Genomic DNA, 24105 nt, shown 5'->3' on the forward strand with positions numbered 1-24105 from the left:
CAACTTCGGGCCCTTGCCTATCATGGGGCACCGGTTCTCCGAGATGTATCGGTGCAGCTTGCGCACGGAGAGACACTCGCCCTGGTCGGGCCGTCTGGGATCGGAAAGTCGTCACTTCTGCGCGTCATCGCGGGTTTGCACACGCATTTTGACGGCACATATCATCTGCGCGGGACATGCGCGATGGTGTTTCAGGAACCGACATTGCTGCCGTGGCGCAGCGTGTCGAAAAACATCAGCCTGACAACCGGGGCGTCTGATGAGGATGTTGAGGACGCGCTACGCGATGTCGGGTTGGCGGGGCGTGGCGCTGATTTTCCCGGGCAATTGTCCCTTGGCCAGCAACGCCGCCTTGCCCTTGCCCGCGCCTTTGCCGTGAAGCCCGATCTCTTGCTGCTGGACGAACCTTTCGTGTCGCTCGATCCCGATCTGATCGAAGAGATGATGACGCTGTTTACGCGACTACGTGCGGCGCATGGCGTCGCCACGATCCTTGTGACCCATGTCGAGGATGAAGCGAAGCGCCTTGCCCATCGGATTGTGACGCTTGGCGGTCAGCCCGCCACCATCGTCAGCGATGTTCAGAACGATGGCGCATATTTCCAGTTGTCGGCGTCCGGCGTGACCTCGTCCAGATCATAGTCGGCGCTCTGCAATCGCTGCGCAATGACCAACCCTTCGCCCGCAGCTTCGTCCACCAGCTGCCGACCAAGCGTGTCGTCCTGGTTCACGCCGTGCCCGCGCATCAAAGCAATGCCATAGTTGAACTTGCCGACCGGATCGCCCGCTTCGGCTGCGCGTCGGTCCCACTCTGCTGCGGCATCAGGGTTGTACTCACCGCCCAAGCCGTTGTTGTCCAGCTGGCTCATCCAGGTCATCGCACCGGTGTAGCCGTCGTTCGCGCAGTTTTCGAGCAAGGTGCGTGCCGATGCGTGGTCTCCGGATTTCGTCAGCGCGTACCCCATGGAACACAGGACCATGCCCGTCTCCCCCTCTTCGGCGCGTTCGACAAAGTGTTGCCACGTCATCTCGTCTGGATTGAGCTTGCCGAACTCATCGGCCCAGCCTGATGTTGCGGTGATGGTAAGTGCGACGGCAAGAATGTGTTTCATGGCGATAGCCATAGCACGAATCGCGTATCCACGCATCGCCCCTATGGTCGTAGTCTATCCGCGCCGGCCGATACGCGTGCGCTCCGGGTCATATCCGATGAGCGCGGCAGCCGCGAACAGGCCCGCCGCCAGCACCGTCCACAGCAGGGCCATGCCATTCCATTCGACATAAAGCGCAAAGCGGATCAACTCGACGGCGTGGGTGAACGGGTTCACCGCACAGATGTCATGCAGCAGTTCCGAGCTTTCCGCCATCTTCCACAGCGGGTAGAGCGCGGAGGACAGAAAAAACATCGGAAAGATGACGAAGTTCATCACGCCCGCGAAATTCTCAAGCTGCTTGATCAGGCTGGACAGTAATAAACCCAGCGCGCCCAACATCAGCCCGGCGACGATCAACGCAGGCAACACGGTGACGTACCCCCAGCCGGGCATCCTGATGTCGAAAGCGGCGGCAATGGCAAGGAAGGCGTAGACTTGCAAAATGGAGATTGCCGTCGATCCAAGCAGCTTGCAAAACAAAAGCCACCCGCGCGGCAAGGGCGAGGTCAGCAGGAGCTTCATCGACCCCATCTCGCGGTCGTAGACAAGGCTTAGGGACGATTGCATTCCGTTGAACAGCAGGATCATCCCGCAGAGACCGGGCACGATGTATGTCTCATATGTGATGTAGGTCTGGTAGGGCGGGATGATGCTGAGGCCCAATGCTGCGCGGAAACCTGCGGCAAAGACCAAGAGCCAGACAAGCGGGCGTACAAGGGCTGCCACAAACCGTTCGCGCTGGTGGATGAACCGCAACGCTTCGCGTAGAATAATGGCACGAATTGAGGTGAGGTAGGCAGTCACGCATCCTCTCCGGTCAGGGACAGGAAGCGGTCTTGCAGTGTTTGATCACCCGCGATCTCACGTGCGGTGCCTTGTGCCAAAACCTTTGCGCGGTGCAGGATGACTAGGTCATCCTCGGGACGCACCTCATCGGTCAGATGTGTCGCCCAAAGGATTGTTTTGTTTTGGTCCGCAAGCGCATGCGCATACTCCGTGATCGACGCGCGCGCAGCGGCATCCAGACCCACGGTCGGCTCATCCAGCAACAGGACGCTGGGGTCATGCAGCAGCGCCCGCGCAATCTCTGTCCGTCGTCGGTGCCCGCCATTCAGCGCGCGTGCCTTCTCCCCTGCCCGCTCGCGCATGTTGAGTTGGTCCAGCGCTGCGTCGATGCGGCGACGGGCGGTGCGCCCGGATAAACCATGCAGCGCTGCAAAATAGCTTAGGTTTTGTTGGACTGTCAGATCCAGATCCAGTGTCGTCTGCTGGAACACAATCCCCAGTTCAGCCAACGCCGCCCGCGGTGCCGCGCGCAAGTCATGCCCCGCAATCACAATCCGGCCCTCGGCCGCCACGAACAGCCGGGTGAGCAAATTGAACAACGTCGACTTGCCCGCGCCGTTCGGGCCGAGCAAAGCACAGAACGCACCAGAAGAGACACTGAACGAGACATCGTTCAGCGCCTGCTTGGTTCCGTAGGAATAGTTGAGGCCCCGCGCCTCAAGTCCGATCATTTAATGGTGATATCCAACCGCTGTGTTTCACCCGATGTGCCCGGGATCTTGATGTAATATGCGCCGGGTTTGATGGCGACGAAACCGATTTCCATCTCGCCCGCCTCGTCAAACTCGATGCTGTCGAGGCCGAGGGGGCGTATTTCCAACCCCTCAACGACAATTTCGTCGATCCAGATGGCGCGGAAAAACTCGGGTCCGACCAGCGCCAGCTCCTGGCTGCCGTCGCCGTGGATTTCGAATTCGTAGTACGTGCCCGACTTCAACTCCCATGCGCCCTCGGGTGCGATGGGTTCGCCCGCCGACAGGATGATCGGCGGCAGGTCTTCCTTGTTGCTGCCGCCCAGCAGGCCCGCAGCGCCAAAGCTGGGGCCATCATCATCGTTGTCCGCCAGTGCGACAGTCGGCAGGGCAAGCGCCATCGCGGCGATCAAAGCCAGGGTTTTCATTCGGTTCCTCCAGTCGAGTTCTGATGCGTATCCGGTCGGGCCAGTTCTGAGCACGACCCTGTCGGGCTAGTTCTGATTACGACCCTGTGGGTCGATAGGCAGCCCCCCAAGGGAAACGGCCCACCTTGATGGACTTGATGGCTTCGCGTTTTTCGACGTCGATCACGGTCACATCGCCCGACACACCGTTGGTGGTGAACAGCATTGACCGATCCTCGTTGAAATCCATGTGCCAGACGCGGCGGCCGACAAGGATGTAGTCCTCGACCTCATAGGTTTCGGCATTGACCACGGCCACGTGGTTCGATGGCCCAAGCGCGACAAAGGCGTGCGTGTCTCCGGCTGTGAATTCAAAACCGACGGGCTGCACGCGGTCGGGGTGCACACCCTGCACCTCAAAGCTCATCTTGGCCTTTTCGGTCTGCGTCGCGGTGTCGAACACGGTCAGCGTGCCGCCGATCTCGGAACTCACCCACATCTCGGCCCCGTCCTTGATGAACTCTGCATGACGCGGGCGGCTATCCACGAGCGTGTTGGCGAACAGTTCCTGCGTTTCGGTGTCGATCCAGTGAGCCATGTTGGTTGTCTCGGACGTGGTAATGGCGATCTTGCCATCGGGGGACACGGCCATGCCCTCCGGTTCCACGCCCACGTCGATCTGGGCGATCACCTTGCGGGTTTCGACGTCCACCACGGTCGTGATGGCGTCATCTTCGTTCGCGATGTACAGGTGCTTGTCATTCGGGTGCAGCACGAACTGTTCCGGGTCATCGCCCGAGGGCAGCTCGTGCAGGATCTCGCCCGAGTTTGGGTCCATCACCTGCACTGCGTTGCTGTCGGAGGCACAGATGTAGACGCGGCTGTAGTCGCTGTTGAACAGGATACCACGCGGGCGCTCGCCGGTGTCATAGGTTTTGATAACCTCAAGCGTTTCGGTCGAGATGACAGAGATTGTGTCGTCTTTTTCGTTCGTCACCCAGATCTCGCCCGCCATCGCGGTCGAAGCCAGAAGGGAGAACATCGCAGTCAAACGGATCATTGGAATGCCTCGCAGTTGCTTTCGGGTTGGTCGAGCCCCAGGCTGTCCAGTTCATTGGTCTGATGCAGGAACCCGTCGAGCGGGGCCTGCGCCACCAACGCGCGCGGATGCGCGATGGCGATGGGCTGGCGCAGCTGGCCGCTCCAGCTGCGGTAAGTCAGCGGACGACCCTTGAAGCCAGCCAATTCGAACTCGTCGGACATGATATAGTTGCGCAGTGTTTCTGGCTCGGTTGCATTGGTGCGCGTCATCGCCTCGCCCAATGTGCGGACGGCGGCCCATGCGGCATAGTCCTGCGCAGTCATCTCGCGCGCATGCTCTTCCTCGAACCGGGATTGCAATTGGGCCGCACCCCATTGCTCAATCACAGGCGACCAGCCCACGGCGGTCAACCCTTCGGACCCGACCACAGGCCGCGCCTGCCATGTGTTGTAAAGGACATAGCGCCCGAAATCATGCACCTCATCCGCGATGATCAGCGCATCGTAGTCGCCGAAATCCTGCGTGAACAGTGGCACCTCTTGGCTCGCGTTGCGGCGCATGTCGGCGTCAAATACCCATTCCTTTTCGGCCTCAAGCGACAGTCCAAACTTGGTCAGAGACCTGCGCATCGCTTCGGCATAGCTGCTGTCGGCGGCGTGTGTTCCGGTGATCATCACCAGATCTTCCCAGCGTTTCTTAACCAGCACTTGCGCCAGTGCGTCAGTGCGCATCGCGTCTGACGCCAGCGTGTGCAGCAGATTGCCCCGGCACGCGGCATCCCGCAGGGACAGATCCCCGGCGGAGGTGTTGAACAGGACTGCGCCCTCGGCCTCTGCCAGATCGGCAATGGCGGTGATGTCTTTGGCGGCCGCGTCAATCACCAGATAAGGTGACGCCGTCAGAAGGCCGCGCGCGGCAGCCAGCGGGTCTTCGCCCTCGAACACCTCGGCCACGGTCAGTTCATATGTCTGACCCAGAAACTTGCCGGTGGTCAGGTTGTCAGCCAGCCCAGTTTGCGCCCCCGCGAGCCCGTTGTTTTCCGGGATCGGGTCCAGGTTGGACAGGGTCGGCGGAAGAGGCTGTTCAACCCGCAAATATCCAATGTTCAGGGTGATTTCTGCGGATGTAGGCGCGGACAGAGCGCACCCAATGAGTGCACCCAGAGCAAGGTGTTTCACAGTAAGTCCTCCCATATCACCAACGCTACCTTGGCGGGCAAATCGGTCGGTATAGGACCATGGTCTTACTCCTTTGGGCGCACAACCAAAGTCCAATACCGCCCTCTGTTTCTGTGCCTTAGGACGGAAGGCAAGAGGACCACTCATGTCAGGGAGGCATGTGATGAAAAGCACATCCAAGAATAGATTTCTGCTGGCTGGCGCGTTGATCGCCGCCGCAACCCTTGCCGTCGCCCACGGCGATGTCGCACCGCAAGCCGTGGACACCACAGGCCTGCCCGCGATCGAAGGCGAGTGGCTGACCGAAAACCCCTACCGCGCAGATAAGGTGGGCGAAGAAACCTGGCTGCGTGCTGTTGAAATCGGTGCGTCCGGATACAACCAGAACTGCGCGCGGTGCCACGGCCTTGAAGTGGTGTCCGGCGGTTTGGCCCCCGACCTGCGTTTCCTCGAAGCCGAAGAATACGGTGACGAATGGTATGTGGAGCGCTTTGTGGAAGGCTACACCCAGAACGGCATCACCAAGATGCCTGCCTTCGGTGACCTTCTGGGGCAAGAGGCCGCCTGGGCCATCCGCACATACATCGAAGCACGCCCCGATGACGTGGCAATGGAAGAGGTGGCAGACGAGCTGAAGGCGATGCGCGACCAGCTTGCCGAATACGCCGCGGATGCGAACGGCGCGGATGCGGATGGGATCAAAAACCGGCTCACCGAGATTGCGACCGACATCCCGACCCTATCCGGTGCTCCTGTGGCCGACAGCGTAGCATACCGCGCCGCCAACCTGATTGACGGCACACCGGCCGCATACAAGTCCGCATCCGAAGTCTTGACCATCGGGCTGTCTGCCGCAAACTGACGGCATGACATTTCGACAAACGATCTTCTCCCTGGTGGTTGTGGGTCTGTCCGTTGGGCAGGCCCACGCTGCTGATCCTTGTGCAGACTACGTGCCCCAGCCCAAGCCCCAGAATGTGGGGCGGGACATCGTGGGTCAGGAGCTGGACCAGATCCAGGACCAGGGCCACATGCTGTTCGCCGTCTACGAAGACTACCCGCCCTATTCCTGGGAAGAGGGTGGTGAACCGATGGGCGTGGACATTGAGATTGCCCGCATCATTGCAGAGGATCTGGGCGTCGAGGCGCGCTTCAACTTCGTGGCCGCGGGTGAAAACCTGGACGCCGACCTTCGCAACAACATCTGGCGCGGTGCGCTGATCGGGGGGCGCATCGCCAATGTGATGATGCGCATCCCCTATGACAGCGCCTTCAAATGCCGGGTCGAGCAGGTCGTGTTCACCGGTCAATATGCGGGCGAAAGCATCGCGATTGCCTATGACAAGGCTACTTATCCGGACGAAAAACCCGTGCCCGCCTATTTCCGTTTCGACACTGTGGGGGTCGAGAACGATTCGATTTCTGACTTCTACCTGTCCGGTTTCGTCGGTGGTCAGTTACAGCCGAACATCCGGCGCTTCCCGACCACCGCCGCCGCCATGGACGCGCTGAACACAGGTGAGGTGAAGGCGGTAATGGGCCCCTTGGGCGAGTTGGAGCATGGACTGAGCGACACGAGCGACGTGCACCAGCCGCCCCTCGCAGGCTTTGCCGTCAGCAATTGGACGCTCGGCGTGGCGGTGAATTTCCGCTATCGCCCCCTGTCATATTCCGTCGATGACGCAATCAATTACGCGCTGCAAGACGGGCGGATCCCGGCGATTTACGCCAAATATGGGCTGACCCACCAAACCCCTGAAAGATAAGCACGACTTTGGTCGTACACACTTGGTCGAATGGTACATGGCCCCCCTGCGCCATAGGCTTTCCAACAAGCAAAAGGGGGGCATTCCATGAATCTCAGCGACTCACGTGTCATCGACGCCGACCGGGCCACGGTCTGGGCCGCGATCCTCGATCCCGAGGTGCTGAAGGCCTGCGTGCCCGGTTGCCAGGAGATGGAGGGCACGCCGGAGGAAGGCTTCACCGCGACCGTGGTGCAAAAAGTCGGCCCGGTGAAGGCGACGTTCAAAGGGGCCGTGACCCTGTCGGATATGCAAGCCCCGGAAAGCGTGAACATCGCGGGTGAGGGCAAGGGCGGTGCCGCCGGCTTTGCCAAGGGTGGCGCACAGGTCCGGCTTGAGGCGCAGGGCGACCAGACTGTTCTGCATTACGATGTCGAAGCGAAGGTGGGCGGCAAGCTTGCCCAGCTTGGCAGCCGCATCATCGATGGGTTCGCAAAGAAGATGGCAGACCAGTTTTTCAACAATTTTCAGGAACATGTGGGCGCGCCTGCGCCCGCCGAAGATACCGAGCCGGAGACGTCCGAAGACGCACCCAAGAAGGGTTGGCTCAAGCGCCTCGTCAGCTAGGCGCACACCAGTGTTTCAGACATTCCAAGGGAGGAACGAATGACCAAGGTAACCATGACGGTGAACGGCAAGTCCGTTTCCGGCGACGTGGAAGGGCGCACATTGCTGGCGTCCTTTCTGCGCGATGATCAGGGCCTGACCGGCACGCATATCGGATGTGATACATCGCAGTGTGGCGCGTGCGTTGTGCATGTGGACGGTGTGGCCGTCAAATCCTGCACGATGCTTGCTGCGGAAGCCGATGGGGCGACCGTGGACACAATCGAAGGCCAGGCCAACGCCGACGGGTCGCTGAACGTGATCCAGCAAGCGTTTCAGGACCACCACGGCCTGCAATGCGGATTTTGCACGCCGGGTATGGTGATGTCCGCTGCGGCCCTGCTGAAAGAGAACCCGCAGCCGTCCGAGCAGGAGGTGCGCGAGTATCTCGAAGGCAACATCTGCCGCTGCACTGGCTACCACAACATCGTCAAGGCGATCATGGCGGCGTCTGGCCAGGACGTGACCGCCATCGCTGCCGAGTGACACGAAAGGTGCGCGCAAAGCGCGCACCCTACGCAACCCGTAGGGTGCGCATTTACTGCGCACCGAACCTCAAGGGAGGAATTTGAATGCCCAAGGATACAGGAATTGGCGCCGCAACCGTGCGCCGCGAAGACGTCCGTTTTCTGACCGGAACCGGCGAATACACCGACGACATCCAACTGGCGAAACAGACCTACGCGGTCTTTGCCCGCTCGACCGTTGCACACGGCAAGATCAAGTCCATCGACACCTCCGCCGCCGAAGCCATGCCTGGCGTGCTTGCCGTGTTCACGGGCGACGATTTCACCGAAGTCGGCGGGAACCCTGCCGGTTGGCTGATCAACTCGCGCGATGGCACGCCCATGCATGAGCCCAAGCGACCCGTGCTGGCGCACGGCAAGGTACGCCATGTCGGTGACGCCTACGCCGCTGTCATTGCCGAAACCATTGAACAGGCCCGCGATGCGGTCGAAGCCATCGAGGCGGACATCGAAGAGCTCGACGCCATCGTCGACATGAATGCAGCCCTGTCTGGCTCGAACTTCGTTCACGACGAAATCGGCACCAACCAGTGTTTCGACTGGGGCTGGATCGAGGACAACCGCGAAGCGACGGACAACGCGATCAAGAACGCGCATCACGTCACCACGCTGGAGCTTGTGAACAACCGGCTGGTCCCGAACGCGATGGAGCCGCGCGCGTCCATAGGCAGCTACAAGGCCAGCACGGGTGAATACACTCTGCACACGACCTCGCAGAACCCGCACCTGACGCGTCTGCTGATTTCGGCCTTTGTTCTAGGCATTCCCGAGAACATGCTGACCGTCATCGCCCCCGACGTGGGCGGCGGTTTCGGCTCCAAGATCTATCACTACGGTGAAGAGGCGCTGGTGCTGGCTGCGGCCAAGAAGCTGGGACGCCCGGTGAAATGGACGGCGGACCGGACCGAGTCCTTCCTGACGGATGCCCATGGCCGCGACCACGTGACCAAGATCGAACTGGCGCTGGACAAGGATGGCAAATTTCTCGCCTTCCGCACGGATACCAAGGCCAATGTCGGCGCGTATCTGTCGAACTTCTCGACCGCGACGCCCACCTTCCTGCACGGCACGCTGATGGCCGGGAACTACACCGTGCCGCTGGTCTACGTAAACGTGAAGGCTGTGTTCACCAACACGGCACCCGTCGATGCCTATCGCGGCGCGGGACGGCCCGAGGCGACCTACTCCCTCGAACGTGTGATCGACAAGGCTGCGCGCGAGTTGGGCGTGGATCCCATAGAGCTGCGGCGCAAGAACTTCATCAAGCCCGACCAGTATCCCTATGCCTCCGCCGCGGGGCTGGAATATGACGCGGGCAACTACGATGCACTCATGGACAAGATGGAAGAGGTCGCGGATGTGGCGGGCTTTGCCGCTCGGCGCAAGGAAAGCGAGGCCAAGGGCCTGCTGCGCGGTTTCGGCGTGAATGCCTATATCGAAGCCTGCGGCATCGCGCCCTCGAACCTTGTCGGCGTGCTCGGCTCCCGCGTGGGTCTCTATGACGCCGCCACAGTGCGCGTGAACGCCACCGGCAACCTCAGCGTCATGGTCGGCGCGCACAGCCACGGGCAGGGCCATGAAACCGCCTTCCCACAAGTGGTGGCCGAGATGCTGGGCATCGACCCCGCCGTTATCGACATCGTGCACGGCGACACCTCCAAGATCCCCTTCGGCATGGGCACTTATGGCTCGCGCAGCCTCGCAGTCTGCGGCTCTGCAGTTGTGCGGGCGACCGAAAAGATCATCAACAAGGCCAAGAAGATCGCAGGCCATATGCTGGAAGCGTCCGAACACGACATCACGCTCGCTGACGGCGTGTTCTCTGTTTCCGGCACCGACAAGTCGGTGACCTTCGGCGAGGTCGCGCTCAAAGCCTATATCCCCACGAATACCCGCTCGAAGATATTGAACCGGGGCTGGAGGAAACGGCGTTCTATGATCCCGCGAACTTCACCTACCCGTCGGGCGCCTATGCCTGCGAGGTCGAGGTGGACCCGGAAACCGGCAAGGTGACCGTGGACCGGATGTGCGCGGTGGATGACTTCGGCAACGTCATCAACCCGATGATCGTGACCGGTCAGGTCCATGGCGGTCTGGCCCAGGGCATCGGGCAGGCGCTGGTCGAAAACACCACCTATGACGAAAACGGCCAGCTGCTCAGCGCATCCTACATGGACTACACCATGCCGCGCGCCGACGATCTGCCGATGTTCCATGTGGATCACAGCCAGGGCACGCCCTGCACCCACAACCCGCTGGGGGTGAAAGGCTGTGGAGAGGCAGGAGCCATTGGTTCGCCGCCCACGGTGGTGAATGCGGTGATCGACGCGCTGCAATCTGGTGGCAAGGATGTGACCCATATCGACATGCCTGTGACGCCGTCGCGCGTATGGGACGCCATGCAGTAAGTTGAAAATGCGGGACTGGGGCTCTGCCCCAGACCCCGGGATTTTTTGAACCAGAGAAGGGGGGAGGTCCCGCTCTGTTTCAGATGAGAGGATCAGGACATGTATAATTTTGACGTTGAAAGACCCGGCACAATTGCCGACGCGGCTGCTGCGATGGGTGGTGACGAAGCGCAGGCACTGGGTGGGGGGCAGACACTGATCCCCACACTGAAACAGCGCCTGGCCAGCCCGACGACCCTGGTATCACTGTCCGGCGTGGCCGAGATGCAGGGGATCAGCAAAGACGGCGACACCCTACGCATCGGTGGGGCAACTACCCATGCAACGGTTGCTGCCGACGGCAGCTACCCCGGCTTGTCGGCGCTGGCCGCACAGATCGGGGATCCGGCAGTGCGCAATCGTGGGACCATCGGTGGCAGCCTTGCCAACAACGACCCGGCAGCCTGCTATCCGGCGGCAGCTTTGGCCTCGGGTGCCACCATCGTAACCAACACGCGCGAGATCGCGGCGGATGACTACTTCCAAGGCATGTTCGACACCGCCCTTGATGAAGGTGAGATCATCACCGCCGTCTCCTTCCCGATCCCGCAGGCCGCGAACTATCAGAAGTTTGTGCAACCTGCCTCGCGCTTTGCTCTGGTCGGTGTGTTTGTCGCCAAATACGCGGACGGCGTTCGTGTGGCTGTGACAGGTGCCTCGAACGAGGGCGTGTTCCGCTGGACCGAGGCCGAAGCCGCGCTGAGCGCCAACTTCTCCGCCTCCGCCCTCGATGGGTTGACCATACCAGCGGACAACATGATCACGGACCTGCACGGTTCGGCCACATACCGCGCGCATCTGGTCAAGGTGATGACCGGCCGCGCGGTGACCGCTGCCAGCTAAGCCGCACGCGGATCAAACCGAAAAGGGCGGGGATCATCCCTGCCCTTTTGCGTTTTATACTGTGGTCAGGTTCCCATCCGGATCGATCAATGTGATCCGATGCACGTCAGGCGCGGCTTGCACCCGTTTCACCGTTTCCAGATCGGCCAGCACCAATCCGGTCGACAGCGCATCAGCCATCGCGGCCGTGTCCGCCTCGACCGACACGGTCGACCAGCGCGGCATCTGGACCGGATGCACGATATGACCGCTGGGCCCGACCGGCGTCGCCATCGGGCTCGACGTGGCGACCGCCCGGTTTTCAATTGTCCGGTTGGCCAACATCCCATGCACAGGGTCTATCAGGCCAAGCCGCCAAGGTCCGCCCGCCCCCCGATGCTCACCAATATTGACCAGCGTCCGGTCAAAGCCCCGGGCGCGCAACAACTCCGAAACAAGGTCAGTGGCGAAACCCTGCGCAATGCCGTTGAAGGTCAGCGCCTGGCCATCTCCGAGTGTGATGCGGTTGCCCTGAACCGCTACCTGATGCCAGCCAATATGCGCGCGGGCTTCGGCAATATCTGTACCATCCACGATCGCACGCCAAAGCGGCTGCACAGTCGGGTCGAATAGACCGTCAGTGAGGCGATGCGCCCGGTCGGCAATCTGTACCAGCGCCACGAAATGCTCAGGCACCCGCCGCGTACCGCTTGCATTGAGCACTGCCAGGTCAGAGGTTGGATCATAAAGCGAAAACAGCCCCTCGACCTCGACAATCAGTGCGCGGGCATCGTCCAGCGCCTGCCCGGCAACATCCGCAGGGCCATGCAATTCAATCGACACCTCGGCTCCGAACGCACGCCCAATCCACGCGTGGCGCTGCGCCAGCGCAGGCGTCGCGGCAAAGCTCGCGGCAATGGCCAGAAACCGACGACGGCTCACAGTCATTCCGCGGCCACCCCCAGCTTGCGTCCCTTCGCGGCCAGGATCAGCGGCACGCATTGACGCGTATCATCGTGGATCGCCACGCAATCCAGACATTGAAAGCACTCCGAATACTGTATCTCGCCCGTTTTCTTGATCGCGCCATAGCTGCATTTGACCTTGCACAGCTGGCAGGGCGAGCCGCACTCGGCCCGCCGCGCGATCCAGTCGCGCCCACGCACCAGCCCGCCGATGGCCATGACGGCACCAAGGGGACAGAGATAGCGGCAGAACCCTTTGAACAACACCATGGAGAGCACCAGCAGCCCAACGGCATAGGCCACATAATACCACTCGCGGACAAAGAAGGTGGTGATGGCCGTCTTGAACGGTTCGACCTCGATGGCCTTGTCCAGCGCCACGGGCGCCGTGACCATCAGCGTCACCAACACCGCCAGTACCACGTATTTCAGGTTCTTCAACTGAGCGTCCCAGAAGGCATTCGGCTCAACCTGTGGCACGCGCAGCAAGCGGCCAAGATGATTGGCAAACTCCTGCAAGGCACCGAATGGGCAGAGCCAACCGCAGAACAGGCCCCTGCCCCACAAGACGAAACCAACGATAGTCACAGCCCAGACGACCAGCGAAAACGGATCATAGAGAAGGAAGGCAAAGCTTCCCCCGTCCAGTGCCGTGCGCGCCACGGCCAAAGGCGTTGCAATGGACAGCTGCCCCTGCCCCCACCAGCCGATGAACCCAACGACAAAGGCGAGGACCCCGAGCCGCAGCGGCGTGAACCATCGCGACCCCGCCAGCCGGTTCTGCCCGACGAGGAGCACAGCGACCAGGCCGACCAAAAACACGCCCAGGACAATCAAATCCACCGCCCGGTTCCGCAGCGCGTCCACCCATGGTGGCGCGGGCTTGATAACCTCCGGCCTTGCATAGAACCGTTCGGGCGTCACATGCGGCACGTCCAGCGTGATCGACCCGATTTCCGGCTGGAATGACCCGTGCTCGCGCAGCGCCTTGACCTTCAGCGTCCAGTCGCGCGCCGGATCAAAACCCAGCCGCCGATCCGTCCGCAGGATCAGCGCAGCACCGTCATAGACCGCATTGTGCAGCTCATTTGGCAGCGCATCGTTCAACTCGACATAAATATCGCTGTCGCGGAACGCGATGGGGAAGCCCGCCTGTTCCGCACTGATCAGATTGGGCGCGGTGTTGCGCACGAACTCATCCGTGACCAGCCCATGCCGTCCGGCTTCGATCACGAGCACCGGCTCATCCGTGTCGGCGATTTCCATGAAGCCCTGCAACTCGTCAAAGCTGCTCGGGCTTAGCACCGCCTCAGCAATCGACGGCGCCCCGATATCAACAAGCCACAGGTCCAGATAGATGCCGTTCGGGTCCGCCTTGGCCTCCGGGTCGTCATCTTCCCAAAGCGTGCCGTCAAACGCGACATCCATCTCGGCATTGGTCACAACCTTGCGTGTCACAATGCCCTGCGCCACCAGATCGTCCCAGGTCAGATCCTCGCGATACTCGGGGTCAGGATAGGCCGGCGGACCAGAGGAAATGCCCCCCATCTTCTCCCGCGCAACCTGCAAAGCGGCGGCCAGAATACTCTCATGCGCAATGCGCACCGATGCGGTGCCCTTGGTCACACCGTCCAGATAGACCAGCGCAGACCCTTCGCCGCCACCGCCATAGGGCGAGCCAACGACCAGCGTGTCCGAAATCGAATGCCCGCGATACTGTTTGAAAAAGTCGTAAAACAGCTTCTCCGGCAGACCCGAAACAAAGATCGGTTCGTTGTGCGAGATCAGTTGCACATCCAGGAACCGACCGTCCAGATCAAGGACCACAAGCATGTTGATCGCAGCACCTGAAAAGCCGGGAAGCGGTGCCATCGGCTCCGTCTCGAACACATAACCCGCTTCGGCGCCGCCCGAGTTCAAAAGCTGCCAGACCCCCTGATCGTTGATCTGTTCACCCAGCGACATAGGCGGCACGATATACGGCTCCAACACCTCGCGCGTCAGTGGTTCAGCCATCGCTGCGATCAGCGACATACTCCACAGTATGGCGCCCAGCAGACAAGCGGATATGCATCTGATCCCTGACATCCCACGCAGCCTATTCCGCTGCGCGATGCGACCCTATGCGACTAAGGTATGACCGTCGCTCAACACCACTTTGGCGACGATCACATTTGTGACAGGCTGACCCCATGCAAGACGCCCGGTTCGACATAACGGCCCTTGGCCTGTCCCTGCTCAGCCTCTTGGCCCTGTGGTGGGCGGCGGCGTGGCTGGGCAGTGACCCCACGGTCCTGCCCTCCCCGGCCGAGGTCTGGGGCATCTTCCTGCGCGAAGTCGCGGATGGCGAAATGCAGGTGCATTTCACCGCCACCTTGCTGCGCGTCACCGCGGCCTTCTCCCTCGCCATGGGGTTCGGGTGCCTCATCGGGCTGGTCATGGGCTTCAACGCAACGATCAACCGCTGGTTCTCGACTTGGCTGGTGGTACTTCTGAACGTGCCTGCACTCGTCGTCATCGTGCTCTGCTATCTCTGGATCGGCTTGAACGAAGTGGCTGCAATTACCGCCGTCGCCCTTAACAAGACAGCCATGGTCGCCGTTGCGATCCGCGAGGGGGTCCACGCCCTAGACCCCAAGTTGCGCGACGTGGCGCACGTGTTCCGCATGTCGCCCACAACCCGGTTGCGCCATGTGATCCTGCCGCAGCTCTGGCCCTACATTGCCACGTCAACCCGCAACGGGCTCGCCATCATATGGAAGATCGTTCTGGTGGTGGAATTCCTGGGCCGCAGCAACGGGATCGGCTTCCAGATCCATCTCTATTTCCAACTGTTCGAGACAGGGTACGTGCTGGCCTACGCCCTCAGCTTCGTGGCCTTCATGCTGCTTCTGGAATTCACGCTTCTGCGCGCGATGGAGACCCGCGCCACCCGCTGGCGTCAGCGCACCGCCTAGAACAACAGGTTACAGCCCAGCGTCCGGTTCATCGCATCTACCAACTCGTCCACCGTCTCGGCGCCCACGTACTCCCCACCCGTTTGCGTGGCCAGGCACTGGGCGACGCTGACGGAGCTCACATAATCCGTCTCGCCCTCGCTCAGCCAGCCGAAATGTTCACCGCGCACCTTGAAGCCGATCACATGAACAACCAGCCCCGTGCCAGACAGCTGCGCGGCCAGCGCACAAGTCTGTCCGCCACAGGTTTCCTTGCCGTCCGTGACCAACACAACCGTTCCCGGCTTCTCGGGTGCGCCAAGCGTTTTCGCGGCAAGGGCCACCGCCTCAGTCAAGGCCGTCCGCCCTTCCGGTTGCAGATTTTCAACTGCGGAAATCACAGCCTTCGCCGCATCCGCGCGCGGGCCAAAGCGCAACTCGATCCCCGAACACTCGCCCACACCCCCGGCCCCGCCGGGACCGTAGACAATCAACCCGATCCGCCGAAACGGCTCGACCTGCGGCATGACCGTGCGCATCGCGCGGCGGGCTTCGAAAATGCGCGGTTCATCAATCTGGTTGAACCCCATCTCGGCCATGGAGCCGGAACCGTCAAAGACGATCATCGCGTCGTCAGTGCAGTCGGCCCGCGCCGCCGTCGAAATCAAAAGTGATGCAATACCGACTGTCGCTAAAAACCTACGCATCACCAACCCCCTTACCGCCGAAACACAAATTCTGGCGCCGCAACGGCGTCCACCTCTTCATCCAGCAGCGCGTCCAGCGCCGCTCGTCCGGGCGACTTGCGGCACACCGGATCAGGGGCCGCCGCATCGCCCAAGACAGCCATCGCCTGACACCGACACCCGCCAAAGTCGATATCGCGCCGGTCACAGGACTGGCACAACGCAGGCATCCAGTCGGTGCCGCGATAGGCATTGAAGGCGTCACTGTTGTACCAGATGTCGGCCAGTGCCCGATCCGTGACCTTCTCGAACTGCAAATGGGGAATCGTCTCTGCCGCGTGGCATGGTAACACGGTGCCGTCCGGCGTGATGTTCAAACCGGTGGAGCCCCAGCCGTTCATACACGCCTTCGGGAAATCCGAATAGTAATCCGGCGGCACAAAGTCGATCACCAACCGCCCCTTCAGCGTCTCGATCGCCCTCGCCACGGTCCGTTTGGCCGTCTCCACCTGCTCCCGACTCGGCTGCAACGCCGCCCGGTTGATCAAGGCCCATCCCTGGAATTGCACGCACGCCACCTCAATCCGCCGGGCGCCCAGACGCAGGGCCATATCAATGGTCTGCGGCAGATCATCCAGGTTCTCGCGGTGCATCACCGCGTTCAAGGTCAAAGGAAAGCCGATGTCCGCGATGATCTCGGCCACATGCATTTTGCGGTCAAATCCGCCCTTGTAGCCGCCGATACGGTCGGCCATCGCCGACGTCACACCCTGCAAAGACAGTTGGACATGGTCCAGACCCGCATCATCCAGTTCACGCAGCCGCCGCTCGGTCAGCCCGATGCCCGAGGTGATCAAGTTGGTATAAAGCCCCGCCTCACGCGCCGCGATCACGAGATCCACCAGATCGCGCCGGGACGCAGGCTCGCCCCCCGACAGGTGCAATTGCAACACGCCCAGCTTCGCTGCCTGCCGGAACACATCCGCCCAAGCGCCCGTGTCAAGCTCAGTTTCTTTCGCAAGCAATTCAGTAGGGTTCGAACAATAGGGACAGGCCAGCGGACAGCGATGCGTCAGCTCGGCCAGCATCGCCATGGGGGATCAATGCGGACGGACATGCACCATCCCCCGATCCCGCAAGTCTTCGAGAAAGGCAGTCACATCCGGCGCGATCACATCCACGGGCGCGTCATAGACCTGTGCCAGATCGGCCGAAATTTCCGCCAGACTCGCGACCCCATCAAGCCGTCCCACAACAGCCTTGCCAACCTGATCCAGCACCAGAACCCGCTCGGGGCCAAGGATCACGTCAACCTTGCGCACCGCATCGAATTGGGTTCGCACGCCGCGCGGCAGATATGGAACGTCGTCCTGCGTCACGACGCCAATCCCTCGTCCGGTTGCCAGCCGCCGGGCGGAATGCGCCCCGGTTCGACATAGGCGGACCAAAGCGCATCAAGCTGCGCCCACAGCACCTCTGTCTTGAAGGTCAGCGCGCGCACGGCGGCATCCTGATCGGCCCTGGTCACCGCGTGCTCCATCACCCAGCCAAGGCCAAAGGCGACATCCTTCGGCGCCTCGCTCAAACGGTTCTGAAAGTAGGACAGCGTCTCGGAGTTGGCGAAGTCATAATGCTCCAATAGCCCGGCAATCCGGTTCTTGTGAATGGCCGGGGCGAAAAGTTCTGTCAGCGATGAGGCCACCGCCGGCAACAGCGGCTCGACCCGCACAAAACGCACATACGCATCCACGGCAAAACGGGTCGCGGGCAATATCCCAACCTCAGAGGCCACATAGTCCGGGTCCAGTCCCACGCCTTCGGCGAGCTTCAACCAGCGGGCAATCCCGCCCTCTCCGGGTGCCGATCCATCGTGATCTTCAATCCGCGACCGCCACGACCGACGCAGCGCCGGGTCATTGACCCGAGACATGAACGCCGCGTCCTTCATCGGAATGCGCGTCTGGTAATAGTAGCGATTGATGACCCACGCCCGCACCTGATCCGGCGTACAGTCACCCGAATGCAGCTTGTGATGAAACGGGTGCTTGTCATGGTATTGCGCCTCGCCTACGGCGCGCAGCCGCGCCTCAAACACCTCTTGGCTGTCCGGTACATCGGTCACAGCGTGATCTCCATCCCGTCAAAGGCGATGTCCCAACCGGTGTCATGCACCTCCGCCCGCTCAGGACTGTCCGGTTGCAAAATCGGATTGGTATTGTTGATATGTATGAAAACCTTGCGCCCTCTCAAGCCAGACAGCTGCGTCAGACTGCCAAGCTCTCCGTTCAACGGCACATGCCCCATGCGCGCGCCAGTTTTTTCGCCCGTGCCCGTGCGTTGCATGTCATCGTTGTTCCATACAGTTCCATCGAAAAGCAGCAGATCGACACCAGCCAACCGGTCGCGCAACCAATCCGGAATAGCGGCACAGCCGGGCACATAAGCAACGCGCGACACCCCATCCTCGAGCATCAGCCCAACTGTCTGCTCGCCAACTTCCTCAAGATTCAACGTACCGCCCTCCAGAAACAGCGCCACCTTGCCCGGAACGGCAAAGGGCGTGATCTTCAGACCTGGCAGCGGCTCAAATGGCACATCCAGCGCGATCTGATGCTGCGCCACCAACGCCGGATCAAGGACACCAAAGACGGAATTGGACCGCAGAATATCCAACCCGGCTGATGTCGCGTACACATCGAACGCCGTCTTCTCGCGCAGCGTCAGCAGGCCCGCTATATGGTCGATGTCGCCATTCGTCAGTACCACCGACGCAATAGGCGACCCGCGCAATTCGGGCGGGTGCATCTGCGGACACGCATCAACCTGCGCCCGAACGTCGGGCGAGGCATTGAGCACGACCCACGCCGCCCCATCCACCGACACCGCGACCGACGATTGTGTCATGCGCGGGATCACTCCAGCACGCGCGTCGGCGCAATTGCGGCAGCCACAATTCCATTGGGCAGCCCCCCACCGGCGGCTGCCCCAAGAACAATCAGTCTCATGTATTAAAAAGTGGCTTAGATCACGTCACGCTCGGCGCCACGGTCGTCGTCTTCACCGGGGCCATACATGTTGATCTCCATGCCGCACTTCACTTCGCGCGCCTTGGGTTTTGTCCATGCCATCTCAGATTCCTCCTCTTTCACAAAGGCTACGATAACGCCGCGCCTGCCGGGACCATATGCGACTTTAGCCCTAAACAGGGCTCACAGATCTTCACGTTCACTCCGACCAGGCGGCCATACGGCGGTCAATGGTCTTGCGCGACACCCCCAACCGGCGCGCCGCCTCGGCCCGGTTGCCGTCGCACAGGTCCACCATCCGCAGGATGTGGCGCTGCACGACCAGTTCCAAATTCTCGATGGCTTGCGCACCGATCACACTGCCCCCGCCGGAAAATTCCTCGGGAAACGCGCCGAGGATCACGGACCGCTCGATCAGGTTGCGCAACTCACGCACATTTCCCGGCCAGTCGTAACGGCGCAGCTTCAGCAGCGTTTCCTCATCCAACTCCAGCGACGGCATGGCAAGCGACGCCGAAAACTGCGCCATGAAATGCGCAGCCAACTCGACAATATCGTCCATCCGGTCCTTGAGCGGCGGCATGTCGATCTTGACGACGTGGATCCGGTGATACAGGTCCGCGCGGAAGCGGCCCGCCGCGACCGACGCCTCGATGTCGTCATTGGTGGCAAACAGGAAGCGGACATTCAGCGGGATCTCCCGCTCGGCGCCCACCGGGCGCACCTTCTTGTCTTCCAGCACGCGCAGCAGGGCCGCCTGCACCGTCTCTGGCATCTGCGCAATCTCGTCCAGCAACAGCGTGCCGCCATCGGCGAGCAGCAGAAGACCCGGCTTCAACCGGTCCTCCGCCTCGACCACGCCAAACAGCTCCTCGGCAAACCGGTCGGGTTGGATCGTCGCGCAGTTCACCGGAACAAAGGGCGCCTCGGCCCGGTCTGACAGGTCATGCAAGTGCCGCGCCGCCATCTCCTTGCCGGTGCCGCTGGCCCCGGTGAACAGAACCGGCGTGGGCAACGGCGCCAGCCGGGCCAGCATCGCGCGCACGTCTTCCATGGGCTCCGAATTGCCCAGCAGCTTGCCATGCCCCTGACCCGACGACAGCTCGCGGCGCAAAAGCGTATTGTCGCGTTGCAGATATTTTCGATCCAAAGTCCGCGCCACAGCACTCAGGATCTGGTTCGCCCGAAACGGCTTCAACACAAAGTCACTGACACCGCCCGCAGCGCGGCAATGGCCGTTTCCAAATCAGCATATGCCGTGATCAGGATCGCATCGGCAAAGAACCCCTTGCGCTTTTGTTCGGTCAGCCAATCCAGCCCCGTGCCCCCGGCATCAGGTTGTCGATGATCACCAGATCATACTGCGCCTCGTCCAGCGCCTTGGTCGCCTGCGCGGGCGAGCCCACGGAATCCACACGCTTGACCCGGCTTTCAAGCGTCTTGACCAGAAAATGGCGCATCCCCGGCTCGTCATCAATGACCAGCACCTTCGCGCCAGCCAGCGACTTGCCATATATGTCCGGGGTGGAACGGGGCGCGTTCATGGGGTCAATCCAGCCTTACCGCATCGCCCGAGCCCACGGCCCCGGCCGTCAAGCCAGCTCTTGCAGGGCGAAATACGCCCCCACCGAAATCACGATCATCGCGGCAAAGCCCATCATCATGGCCTTCATTCTCTACTCCTTACCTGTAGCCCCGCGCAGGTACGCGATCAGATCGGCGCGGTCCTGCGGTGCGGCAATCACCTGCATCGGCATTTTCGAGCCGGGGATGTAATGATCCGGCCCCTCGTCAAACAGCGCGTCGATTGTGGTGTCGTCCCACACTATGTCGGACCCATCGAGCGTTGGCGAGTAGCGATAGCCCGGCACGACACCCGCCTTACGCCCGAACACCCCGTGCAATGTCGGACCCGCTTTGCGCGACGGCCCATCCTCAAGACTGTGGCAGATCGAGCATTTGCGCATGAACTGCCGCTCCCCGTTGCTCATCGTCTCGGCATCGCGCAGGAAGCTGCGCGTGTCGCCACCCGCCGGATCATAGGTGTCCAGCAGCGCCACCGGCCAGGCATAGATCACGTCGTCGATCCCCCCGGCATGAATCACCGTCCCTTCGGTCGAGAACGCCAGCGCCCAGACCGGCCCCTGCCGCATCGCGCGAAAGTCCCGAGTGATGCGCCAGGTTTCTGTGTCCACCATCATGATGTGGCCCTCGCCATCGCCTATGGCAAGTTGCCCCGTCTCTGCATGGTACGTCATTGACAGAATGGGCCGCCGGTCGAGTGTGAAGTCATAAAGCGCCTCGCCCGTCTCGGCATCAATCACCCGCGTGCCGCCATCAACAGCTCCGTAAGCAAGCCATCCATCGCCCACAATCAGCCTGTTCACGCCAAAACCGTGACGCACCAGCGGCGCGGCACATCACCCGTGGTCATATCATACCGCAGGACATCACCCTTGGACGTTGCTGCATAAAGAAACGCACCATCGGCGGAATACGCCACCGCGTTCACACCCGCACCGGGATAGGGAAGCGTGACGGCCTCCCCTGCCCCAACGGGCCACAACACAATGTCACCGTCCCATGATCCGGCAGCGATCACTGTTCCATCCGGGGACGGAGCAAGTGACGTGACCTTGCCCTTGTGCTGGCCGATCTTGCGCGGGGTCTCGCCCCAGTGCCAGACGGCAAAGTCATCGCCACCGGTCACCAGCGTACCATCCAAACCTTCGGCAATGGCGGTCACAGCAGCATCATGCCCCTCGAGCCACTCAGGCATCGCGCCATGCCAAACCCCGACCGAATTGTCGAAACTGGCCGAGGCAAGCGTGCCGTCCTCGGTCACGACCAACCCCATGACGGGGCCACCGTGGCCTTTGTACGTGGTGAAGTCCTGCGCCCAGACCGGAAGGGCAAGGCACAGGAAAAGGCTACTCAGCAGGCGTCGCATTTTTGGGAGCCGCTTTGCCTTCCTTCTCCAGTTCCTCCAGCCACAACGAATGGTGCTGCCGGGCCCAGGCCTCGTCCACCTCGCCCGACCCATCGCGTCATAGGCACCTTCCATGCCGACCGACCCGATATAGATGTGGGCGATGATGATCGCCATCAGGACAAAGGCGACGATGGCATGCCAGGCTGCGGCGTACTGCATCTCTTCATGCGGGGCCATGGCCGTGGGCAGCGGGCCGTAGATCGGCAAGGCATCAATGCCCACGCTGCGCATCAGGTCGAATGTCTTCATGAACATCGGGAATTCGAAGGGGAAGAGCAGCGAGACACCCGACAGCGAGATCGAGCCGCCCAGCAGGATTACTGACCAGAAGATGATCTTCTGCCCGCCGTTGAACTTCTTGGCGGGCGGGTGCTTGGACCCGACAATGCCGCCAGCTTGGGCAAACCACTTGATATCGGTGCGATTGGGAATGTTGTGCCAGACCCACAAGAAGAACACGGCCACCAAGGCCACCATGAACGCCCAGGCCACGTTGTTGTGGATGTATTTCGACCCCATCAGCAGCGTGGCGTTGAACTCCTTCGAGATATAGGGCGCGATGAACGTCCGCCCGAACAGGGTCAAGAGGCCCGTGATGCCCAACAGGATGAAGGACCCCGCCAATAGCCAATGCGCTGCCCGTTCAAAGCTCTTGAAGCGGGTCACGGTGCGCCCGGTCTTTTCATAGTCCAGCTTCACCTTGCCCCGCAGGACAAAGAAGACGAGCAGCAGCGCAATGGTGCCCAAAAGCAGGTAGCCGCCATAGGTCGCCAACGGTCCCTTGCGGAACTCAAGCCAACCCATGCCGCCGTCCTGCACCAAAACGGTCGCAACGTCGCCCCCCGCTGACACGGTGATGTCAGCCGATCCATAGCGCAGCGCGCGCCACAGGTCCGGGTCCGACGCACCGCCCAACGTGCCCAATTGACCCGACAGGTCGCGGGCATTCGAGGCGGCATCGCCGGTCTTGGGCGCCACCTCCTCCCCGCGCTGACGGGCCAGGATGTCATCAAGCGTTTGCGCCCCGCCAGTGGCGGAACGGTCGATGGTGTCTTGCGCCTCTTGCGCGGCGGCATCCGGCGCTGCCAAGGGCATCAGCCCCAGGCAAAGCACCAAAACCAGAAATGCACGTAGCATGTCATGTCTCTCCATATGCCGCGCAAGCACGCGGCGTTAGCTGTCGATGCTGATCAACTCGATGGTGAAATTCAGCACTTCGTTGGGGCCAATGGCCTGACCGGCCCCTTGCGGGCCATAGGCAAGGTCGGAGGGTATCCAGACCTCCCACGTGGCGCCCGGTTTCATCAGTTGCAGGGCCTCTTGCCAGCCTTGGATAACCCCGTTGACAGGGAAACTGGCGGGCTCGCCACGCTCGATCGAGCTGTCAAAGACAGTCTCGTCCAGCAAACGACCCTCGTAATGCACGGTCACGGTGTCGGTTTCAGCCGGGGTTTCGCCCGTCCCTTCCTCGACCACCTCATATTGCAGTCCGCTGTCGGTGGTGGTGACACCGTCGCGGGCGCCGTTTTGCTCAAGAAACGCGGCGTTCTCGGTCAACTTGCCTTCGGACGCGCGGGCATTCAGCGCCTCGAACGCAGCGACAAGCGTCTCTTCGTCAAGACGCGGATCGACCCCGGCTTCGACATCGGCGATGCCCTGCACAAAGGCCTCGATATCGAAATCCAACTCGTCGTTCTGGGCCAGGTTTTCGCCGATCTGCAGACCAAGGCCGTAACTGACGCGCGCGTCGACCGACTCGAGCGCCGGGGTGTCCTGCGCGACAAGCGGTGCGGCAGACAAAAGCAGGGCGCTGACAGTCAGCGCAGAGGTAAGACGATGCATGGTGAACCTTTCAGGATAAGAAAACATCATGACGTCGTTGCTAGCGCCTGTGAGGGTCGAACCCAAATGAACAGAAGCGGAGCGCGCGAAACCTCGCTGCACGCCGATGGAAAAACGGGCGCGCATCCGCGC

General features: G+C 61.5%; 24 protein-coding genes and 4 pseudogenes. 9 read left to right on the top strand and 19 right to left on the bottom strand.

Annotated features, from left to right (window positions below; genetic code table 11):
- Nucleotides 1-24 precede the first annotated feature (24 nt).
- Together BWR18_RS22520 and BWR18_RS22525 are read left to right on the top strand one after the other, a co-directional pair.
- Nucleotides 25-351, top strand: a pseudogene (locus BWR18_RS22520) (ATP-binding cassette domain-containing protein); the annotation flags it as partial.
- Between the two features lie 24 nt (nt 352-375).
- Nucleotides 376-642 (top strand): hypothetical protein, encoded by a 267-nt coding sequence (locus tag BWR18_RS22525; protein ID WP_438873657.1) that lies wholly within the window; start codon nt 376-378, stop codon nt 640-642.
- Here the strand turns inward: BWR18_RS22525 and BWR18_RS20525 are convergent.
- From BWR18_RS20525 to BWR18_RS20550, 6 genes are all read right to left on the bottom strand, one after another.
- Complete coding sequence (locus tag BWR18_RS20525; RefSeq protein WP_076630759.1) at nt 582-1112, bottom strand: tetratricopeptide repeat protein; 531 nt, start codon at nt 1110-1112, stop codon at nt 582-584. The genes BWR18_RS22525 and BWR18_RS20525 overlap by 61 nt on opposite strands.
- Nucleotides 1113-1166: 54 nt before the next feature.
- Entirely contained in the window at nt 1167-1958 is a 792-nt protein-coding gene (locus BWR18_RS20530; RefSeq protein ID WP_076630705.1) for an ABC transporter permease, read from the bottom strand.
- Nucleotides 1955-2671: an ABC transporter ATP-binding protein gene (locus tag BWR18_RS20535; RefSeq protein ID WP_076630706.1), complete on the bottom strand. Its 717-nt coding sequence runs from the start codon at nt 2669-2671 to the stop codon at nt 1955-1957. Before BWR18_RS20535 ends, BWR18_RS20530 begins: the two co-directional genes overlap by 4 nt.
- Nucleotides 2668-3120 carry a hypothetical protein gene (locus tag BWR18_RS20540; protein WP_076630707.1) on the bottom strand — a complete coding sequence of 151 codons (453 nt, stop codon included), beginning with the start codon at nt 3118-3120 and terminating at the stop codon, nt 2668-2670. The genes BWR18_RS20535 and BWR18_RS20540 overlap by 4 nt, the downstream gene beginning before the upstream one ends.
- Before the next feature lie 76 nt (nt 3121-3196).
- A complete protein-coding gene (locus BWR18_RS20545) occupies nt 3197-4159 on the bottom strand; it encodes a YVTN family beta-propeller repeat protein (RefSeq protein ID WP_076630708.1) in 963 nt (320 codons plus the stop codon).
- Nucleotides 4156-5319 (bottom strand): ABC transporter substrate-binding protein, encoded by a 1164-nt coding sequence (locus BWR18_RS20550; protein WP_076630761.1) that lies wholly within the window; start codon nt 5317-5319, stop codon nt 4156-4158. The genes BWR18_RS20545 and BWR18_RS20550 overlap by 4 nt, the downstream gene beginning before the upstream one ends.
- A gap of 163 nt (nt 5320-5482) precedes the next feature.
- Here BWR18_RS20550 and pedF point away from each other — a divergent pair, with 163 nt between their 5' ends.
- The 6 genes and pseudogenes from pedF to BWR18_RS20580 all read left to right on the top strand — a co-directional run bounded on the left by pedF (nt 5483) and on the right by BWR18_RS20580 (nt 11547).
- Nucleotides 5483-6181 carry a cytochrome c-550 PedF gene (gene pedF / locus BWR18_RS20555; protein WP_076630709.1) on the top strand — a complete coding sequence of 233 codons (699 nt, stop codon included), beginning with the start codon at nt 5483-5485 and terminating at the stop codon, nt 6179-6181.
- A gap of 4 nt (nt 6182-6185) precedes the next feature.
- Nucleotides 6186-7085, top strand: coding sequence for a substrate-binding periplasmic protein (locus BWR18_RS20560; RefSeq protein WP_076630711.1), 900 nt, complete (start codon nt 6186-6188; stop codon nt 7083-7085).
- A gap of 87 nt (nt 7086-7172) precedes the next feature.
- Nucleotides 7173-7691: a CoxG family protein gene (locus tag BWR18_RS20565; RefSeq protein ID WP_076630713.1), complete on the top strand. Its 519-nt coding sequence runs from the start codon at nt 7173-7175 to the stop codon at nt 7689-7691.
- A gap of 39 nt (nt 7692-7730) precedes the next feature.
- Entirely contained in the window at nt 7731-8216 is a 486-nt protein-coding gene (locus tag BWR18_RS20570; protein WP_076630715.1) for a (2Fe-2S)-binding protein, read from the top strand.
- 86 nt (nt 8217-8302) lie between these two features.
- A pseudogene (locus BWR18_RS20575) lies at nt 8303-10665 on the top strand (xanthine dehydrogenase family protein molybdopterin-binding subunit).
- Nucleotides 10666-10764: 99 nt separating this feature from the next.
- The gene (locus BWR18_RS20580; protein WP_076630717.1) at nt 10765-11547 is read left to right on the top strand and encodes an FAD binding domain-containing protein; all 783 of its coding nucleotides are present in this window, start codon (nt 10765-10767) and stop codon (nt 11545-11547) included.
- A 54-nt stretch (nt 11548-11601) separates the two neighbouring features.
- On the opposite strand, the gene BWR18_RS20585 is transcribed toward BWR18_RS20580, so the two are convergent.
- Together BWR18_RS20585 and BWR18_RS20590 are read right to left on the bottom strand one after the other, a co-directional pair.
- On the bottom strand, nt 11602-12474 hold the full coding sequence (locus BWR18_RS20585; RefSeq protein ID WP_076630763.1) for an FAD:protein FMN transferase: 873 nt from the start codon (nt 12472-12474) through the stop codon (nt 11602-11604).
- Nucleotides 12471-14525 carry a 4Fe-4S binding protein gene (locus BWR18_RS20590; protein ID WP_254685017.1) on the bottom strand — a complete coding sequence of 685 codons (2055 nt, stop codon included), beginning with the start codon at nt 14523-14525 and terminating at the stop codon, nt 12471-12473. Before BWR18_RS20590 ends, BWR18_RS20585 begins: the two co-directional genes overlap by 4 nt.
- 158 nt (nt 14526-14683) lie before the next feature.
- Between BWR18_RS20590 and BWR18_RS20595 the strand changes: the two genes are divergently transcribed.
- Nucleotides 14684-15448 carry an ABC transporter permease gene (locus tag BWR18_RS20595; protein ID WP_076630722.1) on the top strand — a complete coding sequence of 255 codons (765 nt, stop codon included), beginning with the start codon at nt 14684-14686 and terminating at the stop codon, nt 15446-15448.
- Here the strand turns inward: BWR18_RS20595 and BWR18_RS20600 are convergent.
- From BWR18_RS20600 to BWR18_RS20645, 11 genes and pseudogenes are all read right to left on the bottom strand, one after another.
- On the bottom strand, nt 15445-16134 hold the full coding sequence (locus tag BWR18_RS20600; protein ID WP_083957957.1) for a vWA domain-containing protein: 690 nt from the start codon (nt 16132-16134) through the stop codon (nt 15445-15447). The two genes, BWR18_RS20595 and BWR18_RS20600, sit on opposite strands and share 4 nt — an antisense overlap.
- A gap of 11 nt (nt 16135-16145) precedes the next feature.
- Nucleotides 16146-17207 (bottom strand): pyrroloquinoline quinone biosynthesis protein PqqE, encoded by a 1062-nt coding sequence (pqqE, locus tag BWR18_RS20605; RefSeq protein WP_076630726.1) that lies wholly within the window; start codon nt 17205-17207, stop codon nt 16146-16148.
- Nucleotides 17208-17213: 6 nt separating this feature from the next.
- Entirely contained in the window at nt 17214-17492 is a 279-nt protein-coding gene (gene pqqD, locus BWR18_RS20610) for a pyrroloquinoline quinone biosynthesis peptide chaperone PqqD (RefSeq protein WP_076630728.1), read from the bottom strand.
- Nucleotides 17489-18235: a pyrroloquinoline-quinone synthase PqqC gene (pqqC, locus tag BWR18_RS20615; RefSeq protein ID WP_076630730.1), complete on the bottom strand. Its 747-nt coding sequence runs from the start codon at nt 18233-18235 to the stop codon at nt 17489-17491. Before pqqC ends, pqqD begins: the two co-directional genes overlap by 4 nt.
- Nucleotides 18232-19029 carry a pyrroloquinoline quinone biosynthesis protein PqqB gene (pqqB, locus tag BWR18_RS20620; RefSeq protein ID WP_368073659.1) on the bottom strand — a complete coding sequence of 266 codons (798 nt, stop codon included), beginning with the start codon at nt 19027-19029 and terminating at the stop codon, nt 18232-18234. The genes pqqC and pqqB overlap by 4 nt, the downstream gene beginning before the upstream one ends.
- Nucleotides 19030-19133: 104 nt before the next feature.
- On the bottom strand, nt 19134-19241 hold the full coding sequence (pqqA, locus tag BWR18_RS20625; protein ID WP_076630733.1) for a pyrroloquinoline quinone precursor peptide PqqA: 108 nt from the start codon (nt 19239-19241) through the stop codon (nt 19134-19136).
- Nucleotides 19242-19338: 97 nt separating this feature from the next.
- Nucleotides 19339-20683: pseudogene (locus BWR18_RS20630) on the bottom strand (sigma-54-dependent transcriptional regulator).
- 132 nt (nt 20684-20815) lie between these two features.
- Nucleotides 20816-21526, bottom strand: a complete 711-nt coding sequence (locus tag BWR18_RS22425) for a c-type cytochrome (RefSeq protein WP_368073660.1) — start codon at nt 21524-21526, stop codon at nt 20816-20818.
- Nucleotides 21523-22089, bottom strand: coding sequence for a WD40 repeat domain-containing protein (locus BWR18_RS22430; protein ID WP_368073661.1), 567 nt, complete (start codon nt 22087-22089; stop codon nt 21523-21525). The genes BWR18_RS22425 and BWR18_RS22430 overlap by 4 nt, the downstream gene beginning before the upstream one ends.
- Nucleotides 22070-23268 (bottom strand): annotated as a pseudogene (locus tag BWR18_RS20640) (formate dehydrogenase subunit gamma). The gene BWR18_RS22430 and the pseudogene BWR18_RS20640 overlap by 20 nt, the downstream one beginning before the upstream one ends.
- 36 nt (nt 23269-23304) lie before the next feature.
- The gene (locus BWR18_RS20645) at nt 23305-23973 is read right to left on the bottom strand and encodes an FKBP-type peptidyl-prolyl cis-trans isomerase (RefSeq protein ID WP_083957963.1); all 669 of its coding nucleotides are present in this window, start codon (nt 23971-23973) and stop codon (nt 23305-23307) included.
- Between the last annotated feature and the right edge of the window lie 132 nt (nt 23974-24105).

Origin of the sequence: Tateyamaria omphalii (assembly GCF_001969365.1) — a bacterium.
Classification (GTDB): domain Bacteria; phylum Pseudomonadota; class Alphaproteobacteria; order Rhodobacterales; family Rhodobacteraceae; genus Tateyamaria; species Tateyamaria omphalii_A.